The organism is Pseudomonas gozinkensis (genome assembly GCF_014863585.1).
GTDB classification, from domain to species: Bacteria; Pseudomonadota; Gammaproteobacteria; order Pseudomonadales; family Pseudomonadaceae; genus Aquipseudomonas; species Aquipseudomonas gozinkensis.
This window is the reverse complement of sequence record NZ_CP062253.1, coordinates 3784341-3806265: the sequence shown is the minus strand read 5'-3', so window position 1 is coordinate 3806265 and position 21925 is coordinate 3784341. Positions and strand designations below refer to the sequence as shown.

22 protein-coding genes are annotated in these 21925 nt (G+C 61.2%); 6 read left to right on the top strand and 16 right to left on the bottom strand.

Annotation, left to right across the window (positions count from 1 at the left end; genetic code table 11):
• Nucleotides 1-177: 177 nt before the first annotated feature.
• From IHQ43_RS16685 to IHQ43_RS16675, 3 genes are all read right to left on the bottom strand, one after another.
• The gene (locus IHQ43_RS16685; protein ID WP_192561349.1) at nt 178-1356 is read right to left on the bottom strand and encodes a cystathionine gamma-synthase; all 1179 of its coding nucleotides are present in this window, start codon (nt 1354-1356) and stop codon (nt 178-180) included.
• On the bottom strand, nt 1353-2729 hold the full coding sequence (locus tag IHQ43_RS16680; protein ID WP_192561348.1) for a pyridoxal-phosphate dependent enzyme: 1377 nt from the start codon (nt 2727-2729) through the stop codon (nt 1353-1355). The genes IHQ43_RS16685 and IHQ43_RS16680 overlap by 4 nt, the downstream gene beginning before the upstream one ends.
• A gap of 259 nt (nt 2730-2988) precedes the next feature.
• Complete coding sequence (locus IHQ43_RS16675) at nt 2989-3924, bottom strand: Ppx/GppA family phosphatase (protein ID WP_192561347.1); 936 nt, start codon at nt 3922-3924, stop codon at nt 2989-2991.
• Nucleotides 3925-4220: 296 nt separating this feature from the next.
• Here IHQ43_RS16675 and IHQ43_RS16670 point away from each other — a divergent pair, with 296 nt between their 5' ends.
• Complete coding sequence (locus tag IHQ43_RS16670) at nt 4221-4481, top strand: ParD-like family protein (protein WP_085690302.1); 261 nt, start codon at nt 4221-4223, stop codon at nt 4479-4481.
• On the top strand, nt 4478-5269 hold the full coding sequence (map, locus tag IHQ43_RS16665; protein ID WP_192561346.1) for a type I methionyl aminopeptidase: 792 nt from the start codon (nt 4478-4480) through the stop codon (nt 5267-5269). The genes IHQ43_RS16670 and map overlap by 4 nt, the downstream gene beginning before the upstream one ends.
• Before the next feature lie 127 nt (nt 5270-5396).
• On the opposite strand, the gene IHQ43_RS16660 is transcribed toward map, so the two are convergent.
• The 5 genes from IHQ43_RS16660 to ribBA form a co-directional block, all read right to left on the bottom strand.
• Nucleotides 5397-6551: an ABC transporter ATP-binding protein gene (locus tag IHQ43_RS16660; RefSeq protein ID WP_192561345.1), complete on the bottom strand. Its 1155-nt coding sequence runs from the start codon at nt 6549-6551 to the stop codon at nt 5397-5399.
• Between the two features lie 17 nt (nt 6552-6568).
• Nucleotides 6569-7378: an ABC transporter permease gene (locus IHQ43_RS16655; protein ID WP_007957396.1), complete on the bottom strand. Its 810-nt coding sequence runs from the start codon at nt 7376-7378 to the stop codon at nt 6569-6571.
• Between the two features lie 6 nt (nt 7379-7384).
• A complete protein-coding gene (locus tag IHQ43_RS16650; RefSeq protein WP_192565019.1) occupies nt 7385-8332 on the bottom strand; it encodes an ABC transporter permease in 948 nt (315 codons plus the stop codon).
• Complete coding sequence (locus IHQ43_RS16645; RefSeq protein WP_192561344.1) at nt 8329-9354, bottom strand: ABC transporter substrate-binding protein; 1026 nt, start codon at nt 9352-9354, stop codon at nt 8329-8331. Before IHQ43_RS16645 ends, IHQ43_RS16650 begins: the two co-directional genes overlap by 4 nt.
• A 166-nt stretch (nt 9355-9520) precedes the next feature.
• Nucleotides 9521-10630, bottom strand: coding sequence for a bifunctional 3,4-dihydroxy-2-butanone-4-phosphate synthase/GTP cyclohydrolase II (ribBA, locus tag IHQ43_RS16640; RefSeq protein ID WP_039766885.1), 1110 nt, complete (start codon nt 10628-10630; stop codon nt 9521-9523).
• A 65-nt stretch (nt 10631-10695) separates the two neighbouring features.
• Between ribBA and IHQ43_RS16635 the strand changes: the two genes are divergently transcribed.
• Both IHQ43_RS16635 and IHQ43_RS16630 read left to right on the top strand, forming a co-directional pair.
• Nucleotides 10696-10989, top strand: a complete 294-nt coding sequence (locus IHQ43_RS16635) for a DUF1330 domain-containing protein (RefSeq protein ID WP_192561343.1) — start codon at nt 10696-10698, stop codon at nt 10987-10989.
• A 139-nt stretch (nt 10990-11128) separates the two neighbouring features.
• Nucleotides 11129-11611: a hypothetical protein gene (locus IHQ43_RS16630; RefSeq protein ID WP_244142214.1), complete on the top strand. Its 483-nt coding sequence runs from the start codon at nt 11129-11131 to the stop codon at nt 11609-11611.
• Nucleotides 11612-11668: 57 nt separating this feature from the next.
• Here IHQ43_RS16630 and IHQ43_RS16625 read toward each other — a convergent pair whose 3' ends face one another.
• From IHQ43_RS16625 to IHQ43_RS16595, 7 genes are all read right to left on the bottom strand, one after another.
• Nucleotides 11669-12232: an NUDIX hydrolase gene (locus IHQ43_RS16625; RefSeq protein ID WP_127798406.1), complete on the bottom strand. Its 564-nt coding sequence runs from the start codon at nt 12230-12232 to the stop codon at nt 11669-11671.
• A 1-nt stretch (nt 12233) separates the two neighbouring features.
• Nucleotides 12234-12986 carry a GntR family transcriptional regulator gene (locus tag IHQ43_RS16620; RefSeq protein ID WP_085603063.1) on the bottom strand — a complete coding sequence of 251 codons (753 nt, stop codon included), beginning with the start codon at nt 12984-12986 and terminating at the stop codon, nt 12234-12236.
• Nucleotides 12987-13044: 58 nt separating this feature from the next.
• Nucleotides 13045-13434 (bottom strand): carboxymuconolactone decarboxylase family protein, encoded by a 390-nt coding sequence (locus tag IHQ43_RS16615; protein ID WP_192561342.1) that lies wholly within the window; start codon nt 13432-13434, stop codon nt 13045-13047.
• A gap of 133 nt (nt 13435-13567) precedes the next feature.
• The gene (locus IHQ43_RS16610) at nt 13568-14053 is read right to left on the bottom strand and encodes a flavin reductase family protein (RefSeq protein ID WP_192561341.1); all 486 of its coding nucleotides are present in this window, start codon (nt 14051-14053) and stop codon (nt 13568-13570) included.
• A gap of 12 nt (nt 14054-14065) precedes the next feature.
• A complete protein-coding gene (locus tag IHQ43_RS16605) occupies nt 14066-15547 on the bottom strand; it encodes an aldehyde dehydrogenase (RefSeq protein ID WP_192561340.1) in 1482 nt (493 codons plus the stop codon).
• Entirely contained in the window at nt 15544-16377 is an 834-nt protein-coding gene (locus IHQ43_RS16600; RefSeq protein ID WP_192561339.1) for an alpha/beta fold hydrolase, read from the bottom strand. Before IHQ43_RS16600 ends, IHQ43_RS16605 begins: the two co-directional genes overlap by 4 nt.
• Nucleotides 16378-16410: 33 nt before the next feature.
• A complete protein-coding gene (locus IHQ43_RS16595) occupies nt 16411-17001 on the bottom strand; it encodes an amino acid synthesis family protein (protein WP_007957412.1) in 591 nt (196 codons plus the stop codon).
• 447 nt (nt 17002-17448) lie between these two features.
• Between IHQ43_RS16595 and IHQ43_RS16590 the strand changes: the two genes are divergently transcribed.
• Both IHQ43_RS16590 and IHQ43_RS16585 read left to right on the top strand, forming a co-directional pair.
• The gene (locus tag IHQ43_RS16590) at nt 17449-18477 is read left to right on the top strand and encodes a WD40/YVTN/BNR-like repeat-containing protein (RefSeq protein ID WP_192561338.1); all 1029 of its coding nucleotides are present in this window, start codon (nt 17449-17451) and stop codon (nt 18475-18477) included.
• Nucleotides 18478-18505: 28 nt separating this feature from the next.
• On the top strand, nt 18506-20890 hold the full coding sequence (locus tag IHQ43_RS16585; protein WP_007957414.1) for an efflux RND transporter permease subunit: 2385 nt from the start codon (nt 18506-18508) through the stop codon (nt 20888-20890).
• 179 nt (nt 20891-21069) lie between these two features.
• Here IHQ43_RS16585 and IHQ43_RS16580 read toward each other — a convergent pair whose 3' ends face one another.
• Nucleotides 21070-21789, bottom strand: a complete 720-nt coding sequence (locus tag IHQ43_RS16580) for a FadR/GntR family transcriptional regulator (RefSeq protein WP_007957415.1) — start codon at nt 21787-21789, stop codon at nt 21070-21072.
• Nucleotides 21790-21925 lie beyond the last annotated feature (136 nt).

The following is a 21925-nucleotide window of genomic DNA, read 5'->3' as shown; positions in this document are numbered from 1 at the left end:
AGGGTACACGGTTAGAAAGAACCCCGCGCTGGGTTCCAGCCCTTATGCCGTGTGAAGCAGCAGAGCACATTGCCTGTACTGTGGGAGTCCTGAGAAACCTCGTAAGCCAGAGACCAGCACTGGCCGCCTACTCAAACACCAAAGCCCGCCTCGTGCGGGCTTTGACGTTTTCGGGCGTTAGATACTGGCCAGCGCTTGCGCCAGATCCGCGCGCAGGTCTTCGATGTCCTCGACGCCTACCGACAGACGCACCAGGCTGTCACCGATGCCGAGCTTGGCACGGGTTTCCGCCGGAATGGTCGCGTGAGTCATGATCGCCGGGTGCTCGATCAGGCTTTCCACACCGCCAAGGCTTTCGGCGAGGGCGAAGATCTGTACGTTCTCCAGGAAGCGCCGGGCGCCCGCCAGATCACTGTGCAGATCCAGGGAAATCATCCCGCCGAAACCGCGCATCTGACGCTTGGCCAGTTCGTGTTGCGGATGGGATTCCAGACCCGGGTAGTAGACGCGTTTGACCTGCGGCTGCTGCTCCAGCCAGCGCGCCAGCTCCAGCGCGTTGCTGCAATGACGTTCCATGCGCAGCGCCAGGGTCTTCACGCCACGCAGGGTGAGGAAGGCGTCGAACGGGCCGGAGATCGCGCCGACGGCGTTCTGCAGGAAGCCCAGACGCTCGGCCAGTGCTGGATTGTCGCCAACCACCGCGATCCCGCCGATCACATCGGAGTGACCGTTCAGATACTTGGTGGTCGAGTGCAGCACGATATCGAAACCCAGCTCCAGCGGACGCTGGATCCACGGGCTGGCGAAGGTGTTGTCGGCCACGCAGAGGATTCCGCGCGCCTTGCAGATGCGCGCAATGGCGGCGAGGTCGGACAGGCCCAGCAGCGGGTTGGTCGGGCTCTCCACAATCACCATGCGCGTGTCGTCCTGCAACGACGCTTCGAACGCCGACAGATCCGCCAGATCGACGTAGCTGAAACGATGGCCTGCGCTGCGCTGGCGAACCTTGTCGAACAGCCGGAAAGTGCCGCCGTACAGATCATTGCCGGAGATGATGTGCGAGCCGGCGTCAATCAGTTCGAGCACGGTGGAAATCGTCGCCAGCCCGGACGCGAAGGCGAACGCCTGGGTGCCGCCCTCCAGATCCGCCACGCAACGCTCCAGGGCAAAACGCGTCGGGTTGTGCGAGCGGCCGTAGTCAAAGCCCTTGTGCACGCCGGGGCTGTCTTGCAGGTACGTGGAGTTGGCGTAGATCGGCGGCATCAGCGCGCCGGTGGTCGGGTCCGGCGTTTGCCCGGCGTGGATCACGCGGGTGGCGAAGCCCTGTTGACGGGCGTTCTTGTCGTGCTGGCTCATGCCAGGGATCTCCGTAATTGATTGAGCATGTCGACGCGAGTGATCAGGCCGTGGAAGCCTGAAGCGTCGGCGATGATGGCCACCAGGCCGCTGCTGAGCACGGTTTCCAGTTCAGCCAGCGTGGCGCCGGGGGCGAGGGTTTGCAACTTGTCCGTCATCGCGCTGGACACGGGTTTGCTGAAGAGCGAGGCGTCTTCGTGCACCCGCACCAGAATGTCCGACTCGTCGATCACGCCGACCAGTTGTTTGCCATCCACCAGCACCGGCAGTTGCGAAACGTCTGCCAGGCGCATGCGCTGGAACGCGGTCATCAGTGTGTCGTACGGGCCGACGCTGACGACTTTTCCGTCTTCGAAACGTCGGGCAATCAGGTCGCGCAGGTCGCCGTAGCGTTTGCGCTGTAGCAGGCCCTGATCGGTCATCCACTGATCGTTGTAGACCTTCGACAGGTAGCGAGTACCGGTGTCGCAGACGAAGCTGACCACGCGTTTCGGCTCGGTCTGTTCGCGGCAGTAGCGCAGCGCGGCGGCGAGCAGGGTGCCGGTGGACGAGCCACCCAGAATGCCTTCGGCTTTCAGCAACTGGCGGGCGTGATCGAAGCTTTCTTCGTCGCTGATCGAGTAGGCGCTGCGCACGCTCGACAGGTCGGTGATCGACGGAATGAAGTCCTCGCCGATGCCTTCCACCGCCCAGGATCCGGCGGTGCCGAGATGCTTGCTGCGGCTGTATTCAGCCATCACCGAACCGACCGGGTCGGCCAGGACCATTTCAAGATCCGGTTGTACGCGTTTGAAGAAACGGGTCAGGCCGGTCAGCGTGCCCGCCGAGCCGACGCCGACCACGACCGCGTCCAGGTCATGCTCAGTCTGGGCCCAGATTTCCGGCCCGGTGCTGCACTCGTGGGCCAGCGGGTTGGCCGGGTTGTTGAACTGGTCGGCGAAGAACGCGCCGGGAATGTCCTTGGCCAGACGCGCGGCGACATCCTGGTAATACTCGGGATGGCCCTTGCCGACATCGGAGCGGGTGATGTGCACTTCGGCGCCCATGGCCTTGAGGTGCAGGACTTTTTCGGTGGACATTTTGTCCGGCACCACCAGCACGACGCGGTAGCCCTTGGCGCGGCCGACCAGGGCCAGGCCAAGACCGGTGTTACCGGCGGTGGCCTCGACAATCGTGCCGCCCGGTTGCAGGCGACCATCGCGCTCAGCGGCGTCGATCATGGCCAGACCGATGCGGTCCTTGATCGAACCGCCGGGGTTCTGGGATTCGAGTTTGAGAAACAGGGTGCAGGGACCGGTATCGAAGCGGGTGACTTGTACCAGCGGCGTATTGCCGATCAGCCCAAGTACGGCAGGGCGTGAATCCTTTGACATCTCTTCACCTCTTTGTGGTGTTGATCGCGTTCCGTTCGCGGGGAAAAAGCTCGGGTGCAACATAGGCTCAGACCTGAGCTGCCGCAACCTTTAAACGGCCGGAAATACAGCCATTTCGATCTAACGATAGAACGAAATCAGCGAAGGGAAGGAAGTGATTTGCAGGGGTTTATACGCAGGCGTCATCGAGTATTGAAAGGGCGTCTTCAGTGTCACGGAGCGCTTGATCCAGCAGTGAAAATCCTGCAGCAAAAATCGCTCAGTGGTTGCTCATCAGACCGTGCAGCACACCCAGCCGCAAGCCGGGTTCGGACGGCACCATTTGCGAGATGCCGAACACTTTGAACGCTGCCAGCATGACCACCAGACCGCCGGGCAGGATGCTCTGGCGATGGGTTTGCAGACCGGCCAGTTTGAGGTGTTGAACGTTGCTCACCTCAAGCAAGCGCAGGGACAAGCGCAGCAGGCCGCCGTAGGTGATGCCGCTCTCGCCATGATCGTTCAGGCGATTGGCCTTGAGCACCTTGGCGAGCATCCGCGCGGTGCCTGAAGAGCCAATGGTCTGCTGCCAGCCCTGGGCGCGGTAACGACGGGCGACTTTTTCAAATTGCAGGATGGCCACGCGTTCGGCTTCCTGCAGGGCGCCGGCGGAAATCTCACCGTTGCGAAAGTAACGGGTGCTCAAGGTGCCGCTGCCGATGGCGATGCTCTCGGTCAGCAGCGGTTGCGCGCCCTGGCCGAGAATCAGTTCGGTGGAACCGCCGCCAATGTCGACCACCAGGCGCATGTCATCGGCAACCGGCAGGGTGTGGGCCACACCGGCGTAGACCAGACGCGCTTCTTCATGACCGGAAATCACATCGATGCGAAACCCCAGATGCCGTTCCGCGCTGGCCAGAAACAGCTGCGCATTGTCGGCCTCGCGCACCGCGCTGGTCGCCACCGCGCGCACGCGACCGGGCTCGAAACCGCGCAGCTTCTTGCCGAACCGTGCCAGCGCCTGCCAGCCACGATCCAGCGCCATTTCGTCGAGTGCCCGGCCGTCGAAACCCTCGGCCAGCCGCACCGGCTCGCGCAAGGTTTTGACCTCCTGAATCATGAAGCCCTTTCTGCTGCGCACCGACTGGCCAATCATCATGCGAAAGGCATTGGAACCGAGGTCGATGGCGGCAAACAGCGAGGTGTCTTCTTTCATGGGGATCCTTGCAAATCATCCGTCGGGAGGCGCGGGACGGTTTGCGAGGATTCTGCCGTGGGTTCGATGACAACCTGATGACGCGGGCGGGGCGGTTCAATGAATTCATCGCTGTCATGACACTGTCATTATCGGCTGTTCATACTTGCCCTCAATACATCGCGTGCTTTTCATGTTTCGGCTGCCTCTTTGGGCAGCTTTTTTTTGCCCGCGATTTACCGGACGTCCAAAATTTGCAATCCCGGGCAATGCACGATTAGTATACGATCCATATACACTTCGTATCGGATATTGAAATGGGCATCGTAAAGATTTCAGAGGACATGCACGAGAATCTGCGCATCTCCAGCAACGCACTCAGCCGCTCGATCAACGCGCAGGCCGAACACTGGATGCGCATCGGTATGCTCGCCGAGCTGTATCCGGACCTTGATCACCATGCTATCTGCCGGTTATTGATTCGCGCCGAACAGTCGGGTGGTCTGGATCTGCAGCAAGTCTGCGCACTGGCGGATGCCGCGCAGAACGCCTCGGTCAAAGAGGTGGTCAAGGCATGAGAAACCCGATCAAGCTCAACACCCAGGCCGAAATCGCCCAGTCCCGCGAAGCCGGCAGACTGGCCGCCGAGGTGCTGGCGATGCTGGTGCCGCACGTCAAGGCGGGCGTCACCACCGATCAGCTCGATCAGTTGTGCAACGACTACATCGTCAATGTGCAGAAAGCCATTCCGGCCAACGTTGGTTATCACGGCTTCCCGAAAACCGTCTGTGCGTCAGTCAACGAAGTGGTCTGCCACGGCATTCCTTCGAAGCGCGTGTTGAAGGACGGCGACATCGTCAACCTCGACATCGCGGTGATCAAGGACGGCTGGTTCGGTGATACCAGCCGCATGTACGTGGTCGGCGAACCGACACCCGAGGCGCGGCACCTGATCAAGACCACTTATGACGCGATGTGCGCGGGCATCCGCGTCGTGCGGCCGGGTGCCACGTTGGGTGATATCGGGCATGCGATCCAGACGTTGGCGGAGAAGGAAGGTTTCAGCGTGGTGCGCGAGTATTGCGGGCACGGGATCGGCAAGGTCTATCACGATGAACCGCAGGTGCTGCATTACGGTTATCCGGAGCAGGGCTTGAAGCTGAAGGCCGGGATGATCTTCACCATTGAACCGATGCTCAATGCCGGCAAGCGCCATGTGAAGAGTCTGGCGGATGGCTGGACTGTCGTGACCAAGGACCAATCGTTGTCGGCGCAGTGGGAGCACATGGTGGCGGTGACGGAGGACGGGTTTGAAGTGTTGACGGCCTGGCCTGATCAGATCGAGGGTTTAGCCCCGATTGTCTAGACGCCACAATTCCTGTGGGAGCGGGCTTGCCCGCGAAGAGGTTGGCACATTCAACATCAATGTCGAATTTACTGACGCCTTCGCGGGCAAGCCCGCTCCCACAGGGTTTTGCAGTATATGAAAGACCTTAGTGTGATCCGGCGGCCTTGTTGAGGTCGCTTTCGGCCCACTCGGTGTAGACGCAAGCATCCGCCGTCGCCCAACGCACCCGAACCGGATCCCCGGCCTTCAACTGCATCCCGGCTGCCGATAGCGCCTTCACCGTCATGGATGTGCCAGCCGACGTGACCACACTGCACGTCTGACTCTCACCCAGAAACAACACCTCAACCACCTTCGCCGAAACCTCGTTCCAGCCCGCTGCCAACGGCTCGTCATTCGCCTGCTGCACACTCAACGCCAACGCCTTTTCCGGACGCACCATCAGCAGCAGATCCTGCCCGGTCTGCAATCCGGCGGTCAGGCGAATCGACAGCGACTGCCCTTCAAAACTCGCCGCCGCATTACCCTGCGCCTTGAGCTTGAGAAAGTTCGAGTTGCCGAGGAACGACGCCACAAACGCATTCGGCGGGTTCTGGTACAGGTCATAACCGCTGCCGAGCCCGACAATCTTGCCGTGACTGAAAATCGCGATGCGCTGGGACAGGCGCATGGCTTCTTCCTGATCGTGGGTCACGTAGACGATGGTGATGCCGAGGCGACGATGCAACTGGCGCAATTCATCCTGCAGGTCTTCGCGAAGCTTCTTGTCCAGCGCGCCGAGAGGTTCGTCCATCAGCAGAATGCGTGGCTCGTAAACCAGCGCCCGTGCAATGGCGACCCGTTGCTGCTGGCCGCCGGACAGTTGCGAAGGACGGCGATGAGCGAATTGCTCCAGCTGCACCAGTTTCAACATCGCATCGACACGCTTGTCACGTTCAGCCGCAGCGAGTTTGCGGATCGCCAACGGGAACGCGATGTTGTCGCGCACCGACAGATGCGGGAACAGCGAATAACGCTGGAACACCATGCCGATGTCACGCTTGTGCGGCGGCACGTTCACCAGCGACTGGCCGTTGACCAGGATCTCGCCGCTGCTCGGGGTTTCGAAGCCGGCGAGCATCGACAGCGTGGTGCTTTTGCCCGAGCCGCTGGAGCCGAGGAAGGTCAGGAATTCGCCGTCCTTGATGTCCAGCGAGATGTTGTCCACGGCGGCGAAATCGCCGTAGTGCTTGTTCAGGTTGCGCAGGCTGACCAGGGGTTTGTCGTTCTGCTGGGATGCGTCTTTGATCACGGCACTCATGTCGTACTCCTGGGCGCTCAGGCGCTGATTTCGTTGCGCCGGCGCAGAGCGGCGGCGATCACCATGACCAATACCGACAGACCGATCAGCAGCGTCGAGGCGACGGCGATGACGGGCGTCAGGTCCTGGCGCAGGGTGGTCCACATTTTCACGGGAAGGGTTTGCAGGGTCGGGCTGGCCATCATCACGCTGAGCACCACTTCGTCCCACGAAACCAGGAAAGCGAAGAGGGCGCCGGCCACCATCCCCGGACGAATTGCCGGAAAGGTCACCTTGAACACCGCTTGCAGGCGTGACGCCCCGCAGATCACCGCCGCGTCTTCGATCGACTGATCAAACAGCTTCAGTGAGTTGATGATCGAGATGATGGTGAACGGCAACGCGACGATCACATGGCTGACGACGAAGGCGAACATGGTCCCGGTGTAGCCGAGCTTGAGGAACAGCGCGTACACCGCCACGGCGATGATCACCAACGGCACGATCATCGGCAGGGTGAACAGACCGTAGAGCATTTCCCGGCCGGGGAAGCGTCCGCGCACCAGCGCAAAGGCAGTCGGCAATCCGAGGGCGACGGCGCAGATCGTGGTCAGCACCGCGACCTTGAGGCTGGCCAGCGCTGCGCTCATCCAGTCGGCATTGGAGAAGAACTGCACGTACCATTTCAGCGTCCAGCCCGGAGGCGGGAACACCAGCCACTGGGACGAACCGAACGACAGCAGGACGATGAACACGATCGGCAACAGCAGGAACAGGCCGATCAGCCCGGTGGTGAAATACAGGCCGAAGCGCATCCGGCGACTCATGGCATTGGGCGTCAGGAGCATGTCGGCTTACCTCGCGTTACTGGCGCCAACCGGGGATTCCGGCTGAAGCTTCAGGTAGACGTAAAACAGCACCAGGGTGATGACGATCAGCAACGCGGCGCCGGCGCTGGCCAGGCCCCAGTTGAGGAACGACTGCACCTGCTGAATGATGAATTCCGGCAGCATCATGTTCTGCGCCCCGCCCAGCAGCGCCGGGGTGACGTAGTAACCGAGCGACATCACGAACACCATCAAGCCGCCGGACGCCAGACCCGGCCGGCACAGCGGCAGGAACACCCGGAAGAAGTTGGTCCATGGGCTGGCGCCACAGATCGAGCCGGCCTGCAGGATCATCGGGTCGATGGCCTGCATGGTCGCCTGCAACGGCAGCACGATGAACGGGATCATGATGTAGCTCATGCCGATCACCACGCCGGTCAGGTTGTGCACCATTTCCAGCGGCTGATCGATGATGCCCATGGCCATCAAGGCTTTGTTGATGACGCCCGAAGCCTGCAACAGCACCAGCCACGAATAGGTGCGGGCGAGGAGGCTGGTCCACATCGACAGCAGCACGATGTTGAGGATCCAGCGGCCCCAGCCCCGTGGCACCAGAGTGATCGCCCAGGCCAGCGGGAAGCCCAAAAGCAGGCTGAATACGGTCACCAGTCCCGCCACCGAAAAGGTGTTGAACAGCACCCGGGCGTACGCCGAGTTGGCGAACAGTTGTTCATAGTTGCCAAGGCCCGGCACCGGTTCGAGCACGCCGCGCAACAGCAGGCCAATCAGCGGCGCGAGAAAGAACAGGCCAAGGAACAGCAGCGCCGGCGCGAGATTGCCGGCGCCGCGCCAGCGTTGCTTGAGGGACGGGGCTTGCGCCATGGCACTCGCCTTTTTGCCTTTAGCCAGGCCGGCAGCGCTCGGGGCGCTCCCGGTGGCAGTGGAGGGACGGGACGCGGTGGCCGCCATTTTCATTTGACCAGCCATTCGTTCCACCGTGTCGCGATGGCCGGACCGTTCTTGGCCCAGTACGCGAAATCAAGAGTGATCTGATCCTTAGCGTAGGCAGTCGGCAGGTTAGGGGCCAGCGTCGAGTCCAGACGCGCCACGCTGTCGACGTTGACCGGGGCGTAGGCGGTCAGGTTGGAGAAGTCGGCCTGGCCCTTCGCACTGCTGGCGCTGGCCAGGAACTTCATCGCCGCGTCCTTGTTTTTCGAACCCTTTGGCACGACCAGGATGTCAGCCATTACGAGGTTCTGTTTCCAGCTCACGCCGACCGGTGCGCCATCTTCTTGCAGGGCATGAATCCGACCGTTCCAGAACTGGCCCATGCTCGCTTCACCGGAGGCCAGCAGTTGCTGCGACTGCGCGCCGCCGCCCCACCAGACGATGTCTTTCTTGATGGTGTCGAGTTTCTTGAAGGCGCGATCCAGGTCCAGCGGGTAGAGCTTGTCTGCCGGCACGCCGTCGGCGAGCAGGGCCAGTTCAAGCACGCCGGGGCTCGGCCATTTATAGAGAGCGCGTTTGCCGGGGAAGGTCTTGGTGTCGAACAGCGCGCTCCAGTCCTGCGGCTTGTTGGCGCCGAGCTTGCCCTCGTTGTAGCCGAGGACGAAGGAGAAGAAGAACGAACCGACGCCGTGGTCGCTGACGAAGCGCGGGTCGATCTTGTCGCGCTGGATCTGTTTGAAATCGAGGGGTTCGAGCAGGCCTTCGGCGGCGGCGCGCAGGGCGAAGTCGGCTTCAACGTCGACCACATCCCATTGCACATTGCCGCTCTCGACCATGGCCTTGAGTTTGCCGTAGTCGGTCGGGCCGTCCTGCACGACGGTGATGCCGCTGGCCTTGCTGAACGGATCGGCCCAGGCCTGTTTCTGCGCATCCTGGGTGCTACCGCCCCAGCTGACAAAGTTCACACTCTCGGCGGCCATCGCGGCCTGACCGGTCACGCTCAGCAGTCCCGCAAAAAAGATCGCGGTTGCAGCTTTGTTCAACACCATTTTTACGCCCTCATTGTTGTGTTTTTGAGCGGGCTTGCGTTGTTGCCCGCCTGTCGGGAGCAGTAGGTGGACGGTTTTTCAGGTCGTCCGGTCTATGGAATATCATATTATGGTATTCCAAACTTTGTGCAAGCACTTTGCCGTACCGGCTATCTGGCAAACGGGGTTATTCGGTGAAGGGAATGCTCTCGACCACTTCCAGATCGTAGCCGGTCAAACCGGCATATTTCAGCGGCGGGCCCAGGTGGCGCAGCTTGCCGACGCCCAGGTTCTGCAGAATCTGCGCCCCGGTGCCGACCTCCGAATAGATCCGTGATTGCGAGCGACTGAACTGCCGTGGCGGCTGAGTCAGTTGCGGAATGCGCTCCAGCAATGCCTGCGATGACTCATGATTGGCCAGCACTACGACCACGCCATGCCCTTCGGCCGCGACCCGTTGCAGCGCTGCCCACAACGTCCAGTTCGTCGGCCCGCTGTACTCGGCGCCGACCAGATCGCGCAGCGGATCAATCACATGCACACGCACCAGCGTCGGCTCTTCGCGGCGCAGTTCACCCATGACCATCGCCATGTGCACGCCGCCCTCGATGCGGTCTTCGAAGGTGATCAAACGGAAGGTGCCATGCACCGTCGGCAGCTCCCGCTCGCCGATGCGCTCGATGGTGTGCTCAGTGCTCAGGCGATAGTGGATCAGGTCAGCGATGGTGCCGATCTTGATCCCGTGCTTGCGGGCGAAGATTTCCAGATCCGGGCGGCGTGCCATGGTGCCGTCGTCGTTCATCACTTCGACGATCACCGAGGCGGGCGTGAACCCGGCCAGACGCGCCAAGTCGCAACCGGCCTCGGTGTGACCGGCACGGGTCAGCACGCCACCTTCCTTGGCGCGCAGCGGGAAGATATGGCCAGGCTGCACCAGGTCCTCTGCGCGAGCGTTCGGCGCCACCGCAGCGGCCACCGTGCAAGCGCGGTCCGCAGCAGAGATGCCAGTAGTCACGCCGACCGCCGCTTCGATGGAAACCGTGAACGCGGTGCTGAACACGCTGCCATTGCTCGGCACCATCTGCTCAAGTCCCAGGCGTTGGCAATGATCGTCAGTCAACGTCAGGCAGATCAGCCCCCGGGCCTCACGGGCCATAAAACTGATCGCCTCGGGCGTGCAACGGTCGGCGGCCAGCAGCAGGTCGCCTTCGTTTTCCCTATCCTCGTCATCGACCAGCAACACCATTTTGCCGAGACGATAATCTTCGATGATTTCTTCGATGCTGTTGAAGGCCATGCTGGACTCTCGATGTGGATGAAATTCGTGGTATACCATAATACAAATTCAACCAAGAGGTCACTATGAAGGCGTACTGGATTGCTCACGTGGACATCACCGATCCCGATCACTACAGCCAATACACCCAGCGCGCGCCGAAAGCGTTCGCCGAGTTCGGCGCGAAGTTTTTGGCCAGAGGCGGGCGCAGTGAAGCGATGGAAGGACGGACGACGCCGCAGCGCAGCGTGGTGATTGAATTCGACAGTTATGAGCAGGCCGTGGCGTGCTATCACTCGGCGGCGTATCAGGAAGCGAAGAGCTATCGCGAGGAATGGGCGAGGGCGGAGATTGTCATCGTTGAAGGGATGGCGCCGTAACGACTTGCCTGCAAACCCGCAGGAACTACAGAATCGAACGCGGCCGCGATCTTTTGATATTTTTTCTGGATCAGGAGATCGCCCGCCGGACGGAATTTAATGCCTGCGATTTTGCACGATGTGCTCTAAGGGAATATTGATGCGCATGACAAAAGGAATGTTTGCAGGTAGGCGAGTAGGCCTCTGGCTAGCGGCGGCTCTATTGGTAAATGCAGTCTTTCTGGCTTTTCTGATTTTCGGGAACAGTGCGAAGGGACGCGATCTGGAGATGGTTAAAACCAAAGAACCCCTGCTGATCGAAGGGCAAGGTGGCGATGACAATTACTATGTCCTGCCGATGGGAACAACGCTATATCACGATAAAAGCTTTCCTGAAGGGCACGATCGTTATGTTGTGTATCTGAATCACAAAGGTGCCATTGCCCACGAAGAAGTCCCAATGAAGCCCGAATATGGCGGTTCTTTTATTGATCCTCTTTGGCTCGCCAATATTGATGCCGATACCTTGAAGGACATTTTCAAGCGTTTCCCGCTCTCCAAGAAAGACATCTCCGCTGCTCTCAAAGCCAATGAAATCACCAAAGATGATTTGGCGGATATCATTCGTGCGATGCCGGACTGAGCACCTATCTACCGAGGAATCGGGCCGGGCTCTGTATCTCTTGCAAGTGACGGCTGATCAACGCATGAAATGAATCTTGCCGCTGTCGTCATTGCCCATGTACATGCCATAGACCCCGGCCTGGCGTTCCTCGATGTAGCGTTCGAGGATCTGCCGGATCGCCGGGTAGTAGATCTGGTCCCACGGGATGTCTTCGGGGGCGAAGAATTTGCAGGCGAGGGTTTCCGGGCCGTACTGGCCGGTGATCTCCAGCGCGAGGGCGCGGAAGATGATGTAGACCTCGCTGATCTTCGGCACGCTGAAGATCGAATAGGGCGAGACGATTTCCGCGCGCACGCCGCTTTCTTCCCAGACTTCGCGCAGGGCGGCCTGTTCGGTGGTTTCGCCGCTTTCCATGAAACCGGCGGGCAGGGTCCAGGTGCCGGGGCGCGGGGGGATGGCCCGTTGGCACAAGAGGTATTTGCCGTCCTGCTCGATGATGCAGCCGGCGATGATCTTCGGGTTTACGTAGTGGATGTAGCCGCAGCCGCGGCACATCAGGCGCTCGTGCGTATCGCCCGGCGGCACCTGCTGACCGAGGTCAGCGCCACCGCATTTCGGGCAAAAGCTCGGGCTGAACATGTCAGTGACCTATGCGCGGTTCTTTCAGCGCGATGGGCAGGGTGATCGGCGGTGTGGCGCCGGTCTCTTCCTGTTTGCGCTTGAGGTAGTCGAGGGCCACGGCAGCCGCCGCGCGAACGTGATCGACGCACGCCTGATGCGCCGCCAGCGGATCGCCGCTCTTGATCGCCTCGACCATTTTTTCCATCTCGTGATTACTGGCGCCGCGACGATTTTCCTGGGACACCGAGGTCGCCCGCAGGTAGCTGATGCGCGCCTGCAACTGACGCAACTGAGTGGCCGCGACATGGTTGCCCGAGCCTTCCAGCAGCACGTCGTAGAAACCCTGCACCGAGTCGATCACCTGTTGCAGCTCGCCGTCCTTGAGTGCCTTGCGGTTCTCGTCGAGGGCTTTTTCCAGGGCTTTGATGTCCTTGGCCTTGGCGCGCAGGGTGAACAGCTGGACGATCAGGCCTTCGAGCACGCAGCGCAGTTCATAGATGTCGACCGCATCGGCGAGGGTGATGATCGCCACGCGCGGGCCCTTGGCGTCGGCGAACTCCACCAGGCCTTCGGATTCCAGGTGACGCAAGGCTTCACGCACCGACGTACGGCTCACGCCCAGGCGATCGCACAGATCGCGCTCCACCAGGCGATCGCCCGGCAGCAGCTGGAAGTTCATGATGGCGCTTCGCAGTTTATCCAGCACGATTTCGCGCAGGGTGACGGGGTTGCGATTGACCTTGAAGCTGTCGTCGAGTGGCAGGCGTTTCATGGGGTCCGCTCTTTAAGTTGGCTGTCCATGCCAGACGGGCATTCAAACAGCCGAGGGGTTAACTGGAGGCCTCGGCGTCGGCTTCGGCGAAGGCTTCACGGGCTAGCCGGAAACTGTCCACGGCTGCCGGGACGCCGCAATAAATACCGACCTGAAGCAGAATTTCGCGTATTTGCTCACGACTCAGGCCGTTACGCAAGGCGCCGCGCACATGCAGCTTGAGTTCGTGCGGACGGTTGAGCGCCGAGATCATCGCCAGGTTGATCATGCTGCGCTCCTTGAGCGACAGGCCGTCGCGTCCCCAGACATGGCCCCAGCAGTATTCGGTGACCATCTCCTGCAGCGGGCGGGTGAAGTCGTCGGCGTTGTCGATCGAGCGCTGCACGTAGGCTTCCCCCAGCACTTGGGTGCGGATCTTTAATCCCTTTTCATACTTGTCATTGTTCATCATTACCTCTCACGCCACCATTCCCTGTGGGAGCGAGCTTGCTCGCGATAGCGTCAGCTCCTGCAACATTGATGTCGACTGACACTACGCCTTCGCGAGCAAGCTCGCTCCCACAGGGTTTTGCATTATTTTCTCAGGCCAATGTTGGCAACGGCCCGAGCTTGCCTTTGTGATAGATCATCGGCGTCACCGGCTGCGCCGGCAGGATCAGGTTCTTCACCGCGCCGACGATGATCGCGTGATCGCCACCGTCGTATTCGCGCCACAACTCGCACTCGATGATCGCCGTGGCCTTGTCGAGGATCGGGTTACCAAGTTCGCTCAAATGCCACTCGATGCCGTTGGCCTTGTCTTTGCCTTTGCCGGCGAAGGCGTAGGCCTCGGCGGTCTGGTCGGCGGACAGCAAATGGATCGCGAAACGCTTGCTGTCGCGCAGCACCGGATAGGTGTCGGAGGCGTAGTTGGGGCAGAACAGCACCAGCGCCGGGTCAATCGACAGCGCACTGAAGGCGCTGGCGGTGATGCCGACGATGCCACCGTCCGGGTCGAGGGTGGTGACCACCGTGACCCCGGACGGAAACGAGCTCATGACGTCTTTGTAAATGCCGGGTTCGATCATGTCGCAGGACTCCTAACGCATCACAAACGGATCAGGCATCGGCGCCTGGGAGAGGTTGATCCACACCGTTTTCAGTTCGGTGTAGGCCAGCACCGAATCGATGCCGCTTTCGCGTCCATAGCCACTGTTCTTGAAGCCGCCGATCGGTGCCATCGCCGACACCGCGCGGTAGGTGTTGACCCAGATGATTCCCGAACGCACATCCCGGGCCAGGCGATGGGCGCGGCCCAGATCGCGGGTCCAGATGCCGGCGGCGAGGCCGAACTGCGAGTCGTTGGCAATCGCCAGTGCTTCGGCTTCGTCCTTGAAGCGGATCACCGAGGCCACCGGGCCGAAGACTTCTTCCTGCATGATCTTCATCGAATTGCGGTCGCATTCGAACAGCGTCGGTTCGTAGAACCAGCCGTCACCGACGCCACTCGGCCGCTTGCCGCCCAGGCGCAGGCGCGCACCTTCGGCGATAGCGTCGGCAACCAGACCTTCGACCACGGCCAGTTGCTGCGCGGTGGCCATCGGGCCCATTTCGCTGCTGTCGTCCTGCGGGTTGCCGATGCGGATGCGCTGGGCGCGTTCCACCAATCGGCGGACGAATTCGTCGTAGATTTCGTCCTGCACCAGCAGTCGCGAACCGGAGACGCAGCTCTGGCCAGACGCCGCGTAGATCCCGGCGATGGCGCCGTTGATCGCGCTGTCGAGATCGGCGTCGGCGAAGATGATGTTCGGCGACTTGCCGCCCAGTTCCAGTGACAGCTTGGCGAAGTTCTCGGCGCTGCTGCGCACCACATGCCGGGCCGTGGCCGCACCGCCGGTGAAGGCGATCTTGCGGATCAGCGGATGGCGGGTGAGGGCGGCGCCGGTGCTCGGGCCGTAACCGGTGACCACGTTGACCACGCCCGGCGGAATCCCGGCTTCGAGGGCCAGGCGCGCCAGCTCCAGAATGGTCGCCGAGGCATGCTCCGACGGTTTGATCACGATGGTGTTGCCCGCCGCCAATGCCGGCGCCAGTTTGATCGCGGTCAGATACAGCGGGCTGTTCCAGGGAATGATTGCGGCAACCACACCCATGGCTTCGTGCACGGTGTAGGCGAACAGATCGGGTTTATCCAGCGGCAGGGTGCCGCCTTCGAGCTTGTCGGCGAGGCCGGCGGTGTAGTGGAAAAACTCCGGCAGATAGCCGACCTGACCCCGGGTTTCGCGGATCAGTTTGCCGTTGTCGCGGCTTTCCAGCTGCGCCAGATGCTCCTTGTTTTCGGCGATCAGGTCACCGAGGCGACGCAGCAGTTTGCCGCGCGCGGTGGCGGTCAAACCACGCCATGCCGGGCTGTCGAAAGCGTTTTGCGCTGCCTGCACGGCGCGTTCGACGTCGGCTTCATCCGCGTCGGGCAGTTCGGCCCAGGGTTCGGCCAGCGCCGGGTTGAGGCTTTCGAAAGTCTTGCCGGAGAGGGCGTCGACCCATTCTCCGCCGATGCACATCTGGAAGCGTGCGAGCGTCATGCAACGATCCCCTTTATATGGTTTTGTCGGGCGTGTGCGGTGTCGAGAAATTCCAGCAGCGTCTGGTTCACCAGCCGTGGCGACTCTACCGGCATCATATGCCGTTGCTCGGGCAGCACGGCAACCTTCGCGCCGGGAATGCGCGCGGCCAGTTGCTCTGCCATTTCCGGGGTCGATCCGGGGTCGAGCTCGCCGGTGGCGATCAGCGTCGGCGCCTGGATCCTGCCCAGGTCGTCCGCGCGGTACATGTCCTGGGTGGCGAACAGTTCGTAGGTGGTCAGGTAGCCTTGCGGATCATTGCCGGCCAGGGTCTGGCGGATCGCGGCGATCTGCGCCGGATTGGCCGCCTGATATTCGCGGCTGAACCAGCGCGACAGCGCCGCTTCGGCATTCGCGTCGGGCCCGTGTTCGGCGGCCTGCGCGGTGCGGGCGATGACCCCGGCGCGTTGCTCTTCGCTGCGGTTGAACACGCTGTTGAGCACCACCAGACTTTTCAGGCGGTCCGGGTAATGCAGGGCAAAGGCCCGCGCCACCAGACCGCCCATGGAAAAGCCGATCACCGATGCCAGTGGCAATTGCAGGTGGTCGAGCAGCTCCAGCAACTGATCGGCATAGCCGAGCAGGGCGGTGCCGCTGGCCGGTCGCGGGCTGGCGCCATGGCCGAGCATGTCGTAGGCGATCACCCGGTATTGCGTGGCCAGGCCAACGATCTGGCCGCCCCACATTTCTTTGTTCAGACCCACGCCGTGGATCAACACCACGGGTTGGCCAACGCCTGTCGCCAGATAACTGGTGCCGGCCGGGGTGAGTTCAGCGGTGAGCCGAATCATGGAGCGCTCCTGCAATGCCTTTTTTTATTGTGATTACTGGGCTTTTTCGGCGGCCAGTTCTTCCAGATCGATGTAGCGGTTGCCGATGCGCGGGTGCAGGCGACCACCGTCGGCGCAACCGAGCACCACGACGATTTCGTCGGCGCGCGGGGCGTCTTCGATCTGCATTTCCAGGGTGATGTAGTGCGAGCGCAGGCCTTCGTCGTCCTTGTGCATCATCGGGATCTGAATCGAAGTGCCCGGACCGCCGCGCTTGTTGGTGAAGCTCAGGTAACTCTTGGCCTTGACCGCTTCGCGATAGTGATTGCCGAAACGCAGGGTGTGGATCACCGCCGAGGCGTGTTCGATCTCGCCATCGGCACCGACGACTGCCGCTTTGCCGTAAGCCTCGATCTTCTCGGCGCCGCCGATGATGCCCACCAGACGCTCGACCATCATCGCGCCGAGGTCGGAGCAATTGGCGCGGATCTGCGGCTTGAGGTCTTCGACAAAGCCATTGCCGACCCACGGGTTCTTCATCACGACGGCCAGGCCGACCATGGTCACCGGGGTGTCGGACGCCTTGCCGCCTTCAATGAAGGTCTCTTCGACATAGCTGACGATCTTGCGAATTTCGAAACTCATGAGCTGCTCCGTAGGGGATAAAGAGTGTCTGTGCGTCTGATGGTATACCATAATACCGATCGTGCAAGTCCCCTCGATGACTTTTGCCGCATCACCCCGGCGAATGGTCATGTATTCAACTCCACAGGCACCACCGACCCCTGTGGGAGCGAGCTTGCTCGCGAAAGCGTTGGGTCAGGCAATGAAGATGTCGACTGCAAGGGCCTCTTCGCGAGCAAGCTCGCTCCCACAGGGAAATTCATTCGTTGCAGAGGTCTGCTTTCGGTTAACAAAAGATAACGTTGCGCCGATTGTCAGACGTTTCGAATGCCCGATAGGATGAGCCAGCTTCCGAAGGGGCTCTGGATGGCGGGTTTCAGGACTATGCTTGTGACCAGGCAGTCACCGTGAGCACCCTTGCGGCGCCCTTAAGGTCCATGACCAACAATAATAAACAGGGGAAGGTCTATGAGTCGTTGCCGCCCGCCGGCGTTACGCAACACCGCGTTGCTGGCCACAGCACTCTCTCTGCTGGGCTTTGCCACATTGTCGGCGCCGGTGCTCGCCGCCGAAGCGCCAGCCGACGTGGTCTATTCCACCGAATCGGCCAAGGCCTCGAAAAGCCTGATGCTCGATGTCGTTCATGCCGGAACCCGGCTGGTGGCGGTCGGGGATCGCGGACACATTCTCTATTCCGACGACCAGGGCAAGACCTGGACCCAGGCCAAGGTGCCGAGCCGCCAGTTGCTGACCTCCGTGTATTTCGTCGATGACAAGCACGGCTGGGCCGTCGGCCACGACGCACAGATCCTCGCCAGCGAAGACGGCGGCCTGACCTGGACCAAACAGTTCGAAGACCTCAAGCGCGAATCGCCCCTGCTCGACGTCTGGTTCAAGGACGTCAACAGCGGCCTGGCCGTGGGTGCCTACGGCGCGCTGCTGGAAACCACCGACGGCGGCAAGCACTGGGAAGACGTCAGTGATCGCCTCGACAACGAAGACCAGTTCCACCTCAACGCCATCGGTGCGGTAAAAGACGCCGGCCTGTTCATCGTCGGCGAATCGGGCAGCATGTTCCGCTCCGCCGACTGGGGCCAGACCTGGGAAAAACTCGAAGGCCCATACGAAGGTTCGCTGTTCGGCGTGATCGGCACGGCGCAACCGCAAACCCTGCTGGCTTACGGTCTGCGCGGCAATCTTTACCGCTCCACCGATTTCGGCAGCACCTGGGAGCAAGTCGAACTGAAAGCCGCGCGCGGTTCGCTGGAATTCGGCCTTTCCGGTGCCACGCTGCTTGCGGACGGCTCCATCGTCATCGTTGGCAACGGCGGCTCGGTGGTCAGCAGCAGCGACAATGGCGAAACCTTCAGCGTGTTCAACCGTCCGGATCGTATCTCGCTGTCGTCGGTCACCGCCGCCGGCAACGGCAATCTGATCCTGAGCGGGCAGGGTGGCGTTCGGGTGACTACTGCGAACGGCGCCGAGCTGGGCAAATGAGCCGAATCAATAATAAGAAGGCGGGGCTATGACTTCCTTGAGCACTCATCATCAGGACAAGGCGACGTTTCTCGAGCGCCTGATCTTCAACAACCGCCCGGCAGTGATCGTGATCTGCCTGCTGGTCAGCATTTTCCTGTTCTGGCAGGCCACGCTGATCCGCCCGTCCACCAGTTTCGAAAAGATGATCCCGCTCAAGCATCCGTTCATTGAAAAGATGATGGAGCACCGCAACGATCTGGCGAACCTGGGCAACACCGTGCGTATTTCGGTGGAAGCGAAGGACGGCGACATCTTCTCCAAGGAGTACATGGAGACCCTGCGTCAGATCAACGACGAGGTGTTCTACATCTCCGGCGTCGACCGTTCCGGCCTCAAGTCGTTGTGGAGCCCGAGCGTGCGCTGGACCGAAGTGACCGAGGAAGGTTTTGCCGGTGGCGAAGTGATCCCGCAGAGCTACAACGGCTCTCAGGACAGCCTCGATCTGCTGCGCAACAACGTGCTCAAGTCCGGTCAGGTCGGACGTCTGGTGGCCAACGACTTCAAGTCGAGCATCGTCGATATCCCGCTGCTGGAGTCCTACCCGGACCCGCAGGACCAGGGCAAGCTGCTGGCGCTGGACTATCGCCAGTTCTCCCATGAGCTTGAAGACAAGATCCGCAACAAGTTCGAAGCACAGAACCCCAACGTCAAGATCCACATCGTCGGTTTCGCCAAGAAGGTCGGCGACCTGATCGACGGCCTGGTGATGGTGGTGATGTTCTTCGGCATTGCCTTCGTCATCACCCTGATCCTGCTGCTGTGGTTCACCAACTGCCTGCGCAGCACCGTGGCGGTGTTGAGCACCACGCTGGTGGCGGTGGTCTGGCAACTCGGGTTGATGCACTTCTTCGGGTTCGGCCTGGATCCGTATTCGATGCTGGTGCCGTTCCTGATCTTTGCTATCGGTATTTCCCACGGCGTGCAGAAGATCAACGGGATCGCCCTGCAATCCGGCGAGGCGGACAACGCGCTGACGGCTGCACGGCGGACATTCCGTCAGCTGTTCCTGCCAGGGATGATCGCGATTCTGGCGGACGCCGTCGGCTTCATCACGCTGCTGATCATCGACATCGGCGTGATTCGCGAGCTGGCCATCGGCGCCTCCATCGGCGTGGCGGTGATCGTGTTCACCAACCTGATCCTGCTGCCGGTGGCGATTTCCTATGTCGGCATCAGCAAGCGAGCCATCGCCAAGAGCAAGAAAGACGCGCACCGCGAACATCCGTTCTGGCGCCTGCTGTCGAACTTCGCCAACCCGAAAGTCGCCCCGATTTCCATCGCCCTGGCGCTGGTCGCCTTCGGTGGCGGCCTCTGGTACAGCCAGAACCTGAAGATCGGCGACCTCGACCAGGGCGCGCCGGAACTGCGTCCGGACTCGCGCTACAACAAGGACAACAACTTCATCATCAGCAACTACTCGACCAGTTCCGACGTGCTGGTGGTGATGGTCAAGACCAAGTCCGAAGGCTGCTCGCGCTATGAAGCCATGGCGCCGATCGACGAGCTGATGTGGAAGATGCAGAACACCGAGGGCGTGCAGTCGGCGATCTCGCTGGTGACCGTGTCCAAGCAGATGATCAAGGGCATGAACGAGGGCAACCTGAAATGGGAAACCCTGTCGCGCAACCCGGACGTGCTGAACAACTCCATCGCCCGGGCTGACGGCCTGTACAACAACAGTTGCTCGCTGGCGCCGGTGCTGGTGTTCCTCAACGATCACAAAGCCGAAACCCTGGATCGCGCGGTGCATGCGGTGCAGGACTTCGCCAAGGAAAACAACAAGGAAGGCCTGGAATTCATCCTCGCCGCCGGTAACGCCGGGATCGAAGCGGCCACCAACGAGGTGATCAAGAAGTCCGAGCTGACCATCCTGATCCTGGTGTACATCTGCGTGGCGGTCATGTGCATGATCACCTTCCGCTCGTGGGCGGCGACCCTGTGCATCGTGCTGCCGCTGGTGCTGACCTCGGTGCTGGGCAACGCGCTGATGGCGTTCATGGGCATCGGCGTGAAAGTGGCGACGCTGCCGGTGGTGGCGCTGGGCGTGGGGATCGGCGTGGACTACGGCATCTACATCTACAGCCGCCTGGAAAGTTTCCTGCGTGCCGGCCTGCCGTTGCAGGAAGCCTATTACCAGACCCTGAAATCCACCGGTAAAGCGGTGCTGTTCACCGGTCTGTGTCTGGCGATCGGCGTGTGCACCTGGATCTTCTCGGCGATCAAGTTCCAGGCCGACATGGGCCTGATGCTGACCTTCATGCTGCTGTGGAACATGTTCGGTGCGCTGTGGCTGTTGCCGGCACTGGCGAAGTTCCTGATCAAACCGGAGAAACTGGCGGGGCAGAAGGGGAATTCGTTGTTTGCCCACTGATCGGCGGGCCTGAAACGACAAAGCCGCAACCCTCGGGTTGCGGCTTTTTTATGTCGCGAAGTTCACGATTAACCCTCTGGGAGCTGGCTTGCCAGCGATAGCGGATCAGCGGCCCACACCAATGTTGAATGTTCAGCCTTCATCGCTGGCAAGCCAGCTCCCACAGGGTTTTGTTGTGTTCAGGAGAGTTCGGTGCCAAGCACGACACTAAGCGCACTGCGCGCATCATCCAGCTGCACCAACGTCGCATGCCGCGCCCCCAACGCATCCCGATTTTCGATCGCTGTCAAAATCGCCTTGTGCCGAGGCAACGCCAGCTCATGCAGATTCGGCCGCTGATTCGAATGCTTCAGCGCTTCGGCAATCGCCACCGACAGCATGTTGCACAGGTTCGCCAGCAAGTCGTTATGCGTCGCATCGGCAATCCGGCTGTGGAAGTCCAGATCCGGTTGCAGCAAGGCCTCCGGGGTCGGCGCGGCTTCCATGCGTTGGTAAGCCTCGGCAATCGACGCAATGTCGGCATCGGTGGCGTGCTGGGCGGCGAGGGCGGCGGCGGCCGGTTCGATGATGCTGCGCACGCTGGTCAGGACATTGAAGAACTCATTCTGCGGGCTGCTTTGCATCAGCCAGTGCAGCACGTCCGGGTCGAGCATGTGCCATTCACGGCGCGGCTTGACCACGGTGCCGACGCGGGGTTTCGAATACACCAGGCCCTTGGCGACCAGCACTCGCGTGGCTTCGCGCAACACCGGCCGGCTGACCGCGTACTCCTCGCAGAGCAAGGCTTCGGCGGGCAGCTTGTCGCAGGGCAGAAAGCGTCCGGAAACAATCTGCATGCCCAGTTCCTGGACGATGCGCGAGTGCATGCTTTTACGGTCGGAAGGTTTGCGGTAATCCATGGGGAGTGGCGCGATCCTGAGCGATGGAGATGCCGCGCATCATAGCAGGCACGACACAATCTTGAGGTGGATACACAAAGCAAATGTGGGAGCTGGCTTGCCAGCGATGGCGGAGTGTCAGTCAACATGAGTGTCA

What these genes read in the sequence shown, in the direction of transcription:
- IHQ43_RS16585 (WP_007957414.1), top strand. Translation starts at nt 18,506, where the DNA reads ATGACTTCCTTGAGCACTCATCATCAGGACAAGGCGACGTTTCTCGAG.
- IHQ43_RS16685 (WP_192561349.1), bottom strand. Translation starts at nt 1,356, where the DNA reads ATGAGCCAGCACGACAAGAACGCCCGTCAACAGGGCTTCGCCACCCGC.
- IHQ43_RS16620 (WP_085603063.1), bottom strand. Translation starts at nt 12,986, where the DNA reads ATGAAACGCCTGCCACTCGACGACAGCTTCAAGGTCAATCGCAACCCC.
- IHQ43_RS16615 (WP_192561342.1), bottom strand. Translation starts at nt 13,434, where the DNA reads ATGAACAATGACAAGTATGAAAAGGGATTAAAGATCCGCACCCAAGTG.
- IHQ43_RS16670 (WP_085690302.1), top strand. Translation starts at nt 4,221, where the DNA reads ATGGGCATCGTAAAGATTTCAGAGGACATGCACGAGAATCTGCGCATC.
- ribBA (WP_039766885.1), bottom strand. Translation starts at nt 10,630, where the DNA reads ATGGCCTTCAACAGCATCGAAGAAATCATCGAAGATTATCGTCTCGGC.
- IHQ43_RS16650 (WP_192565019.1), bottom strand. Translation starts at nt 8,332, where the DNA reads ATGAAAATGGCGGCCACCGCGTCCCGTCCCTCCACTGCCACCGGGAGC.
- IHQ43_RS16680 (WP_192561348.1), bottom strand. Translation starts at nt 2,729, where the DNA reads ATGTCAAAGGATTCACGCCCTGCCGTACTTGGGCTGATCGGCAATACG.
- IHQ43_RS16630 (WP_244142214.1), top strand. Translation starts at nt 11,129, where the DNA reads ATGCGCATGACAAAAGGAATGTTTGCAGGTAGGCGAGTAGGCCTCTGG.
- IHQ43_RS16645 (WP_192561344.1), bottom strand. Translation starts at nt 9,354, where the DNA reads ATGGTGTTGAACAAAGCTGCAACCGCGATCTTTTTTGCGGGACTGCTG.
- IHQ43_RS16675 (WP_192561347.1), bottom strand. Translation starts at nt 3,924, where the DNA reads ATGAAAGAAGACACCTCGCTGTTTGCCGCCATCGACCTCGGTTCCAAT.
- IHQ43_RS16600 (WP_192561339.1), bottom strand. Translation starts at nt 16,377, where the DNA reads ATGATTCGGCTCACCGCTGAACTCACCCCGGCCGGCACCAGTTATCTG.
- IHQ43_RS16655 (WP_007957396.1), bottom strand. Translation starts at nt 7,378, where the DNA reads ATGCTCCTGACGCCCAATGCCATGAGTCGCCGGATGCGCTTCGGCCTG.
- map (WP_192561346.1), top strand. Translation starts at nt 4,478, where the DNA reads ATGAGAAACCCGATCAAGCTCAACACCCAGGCCGAAATCGCCCAGTCC.
- IHQ43_RS16595 (WP_007957412.1), bottom strand. Translation starts at nt 17,001, where the DNA reads ATGAGTTTCGAAATTCGCAAGATCGTCAGCTATGTCGAAGAGACCTTC.
- IHQ43_RS16625 (WP_127798406.1), bottom strand. Translation starts at nt 12,232, where the DNA reads ATGTTCAGCCCGAGCTTTTGCCCGAAATGCGGTGGCGCTGACCTCGGT.
- IHQ43_RS16635 (WP_192561343.1), top strand. Translation starts at nt 10,696, where the DNA reads ATGAAGGCGTACTGGATTGCTCACGTGGACATCACCGATCCCGATCAC.
- IHQ43_RS16590 (WP_192561338.1), top strand. Translation starts at nt 17,449, where the DNA reads ATGAGTCGTTGCCGCCCGCCGGCGTTACGCAACACCGCGTTGCTGGCC.
- IHQ43_RS16605 (WP_192561340.1), bottom strand. Translation starts at nt 15,547, where the DNA reads ATGACGCTCGCACGCTTCCAGATGTGCATCGGCGGAGAATGGGTCGAC.
- IHQ43_RS16610 (WP_192561341.1), bottom strand. Translation starts at nt 14,053, where the DNA reads ATGATCGAACCCGGCATTTACAAAGACGTCATGAGCTCGTTTCCGTCC.
- IHQ43_RS16660 (WP_192561345.1), bottom strand. Translation starts at nt 6,551, where the DNA reads ATGAGTGCCGTGATCAAAGACGCATCCCAGCAGAACGACAAACCCCTG.
- IHQ43_RS16580 (WP_007957415.1), bottom strand. Translation starts at nt 21,789, where the DNA reads ATGGATTACCGCAAACCTTCCGACCGTAAAAGCATGCACTCGCGCATC.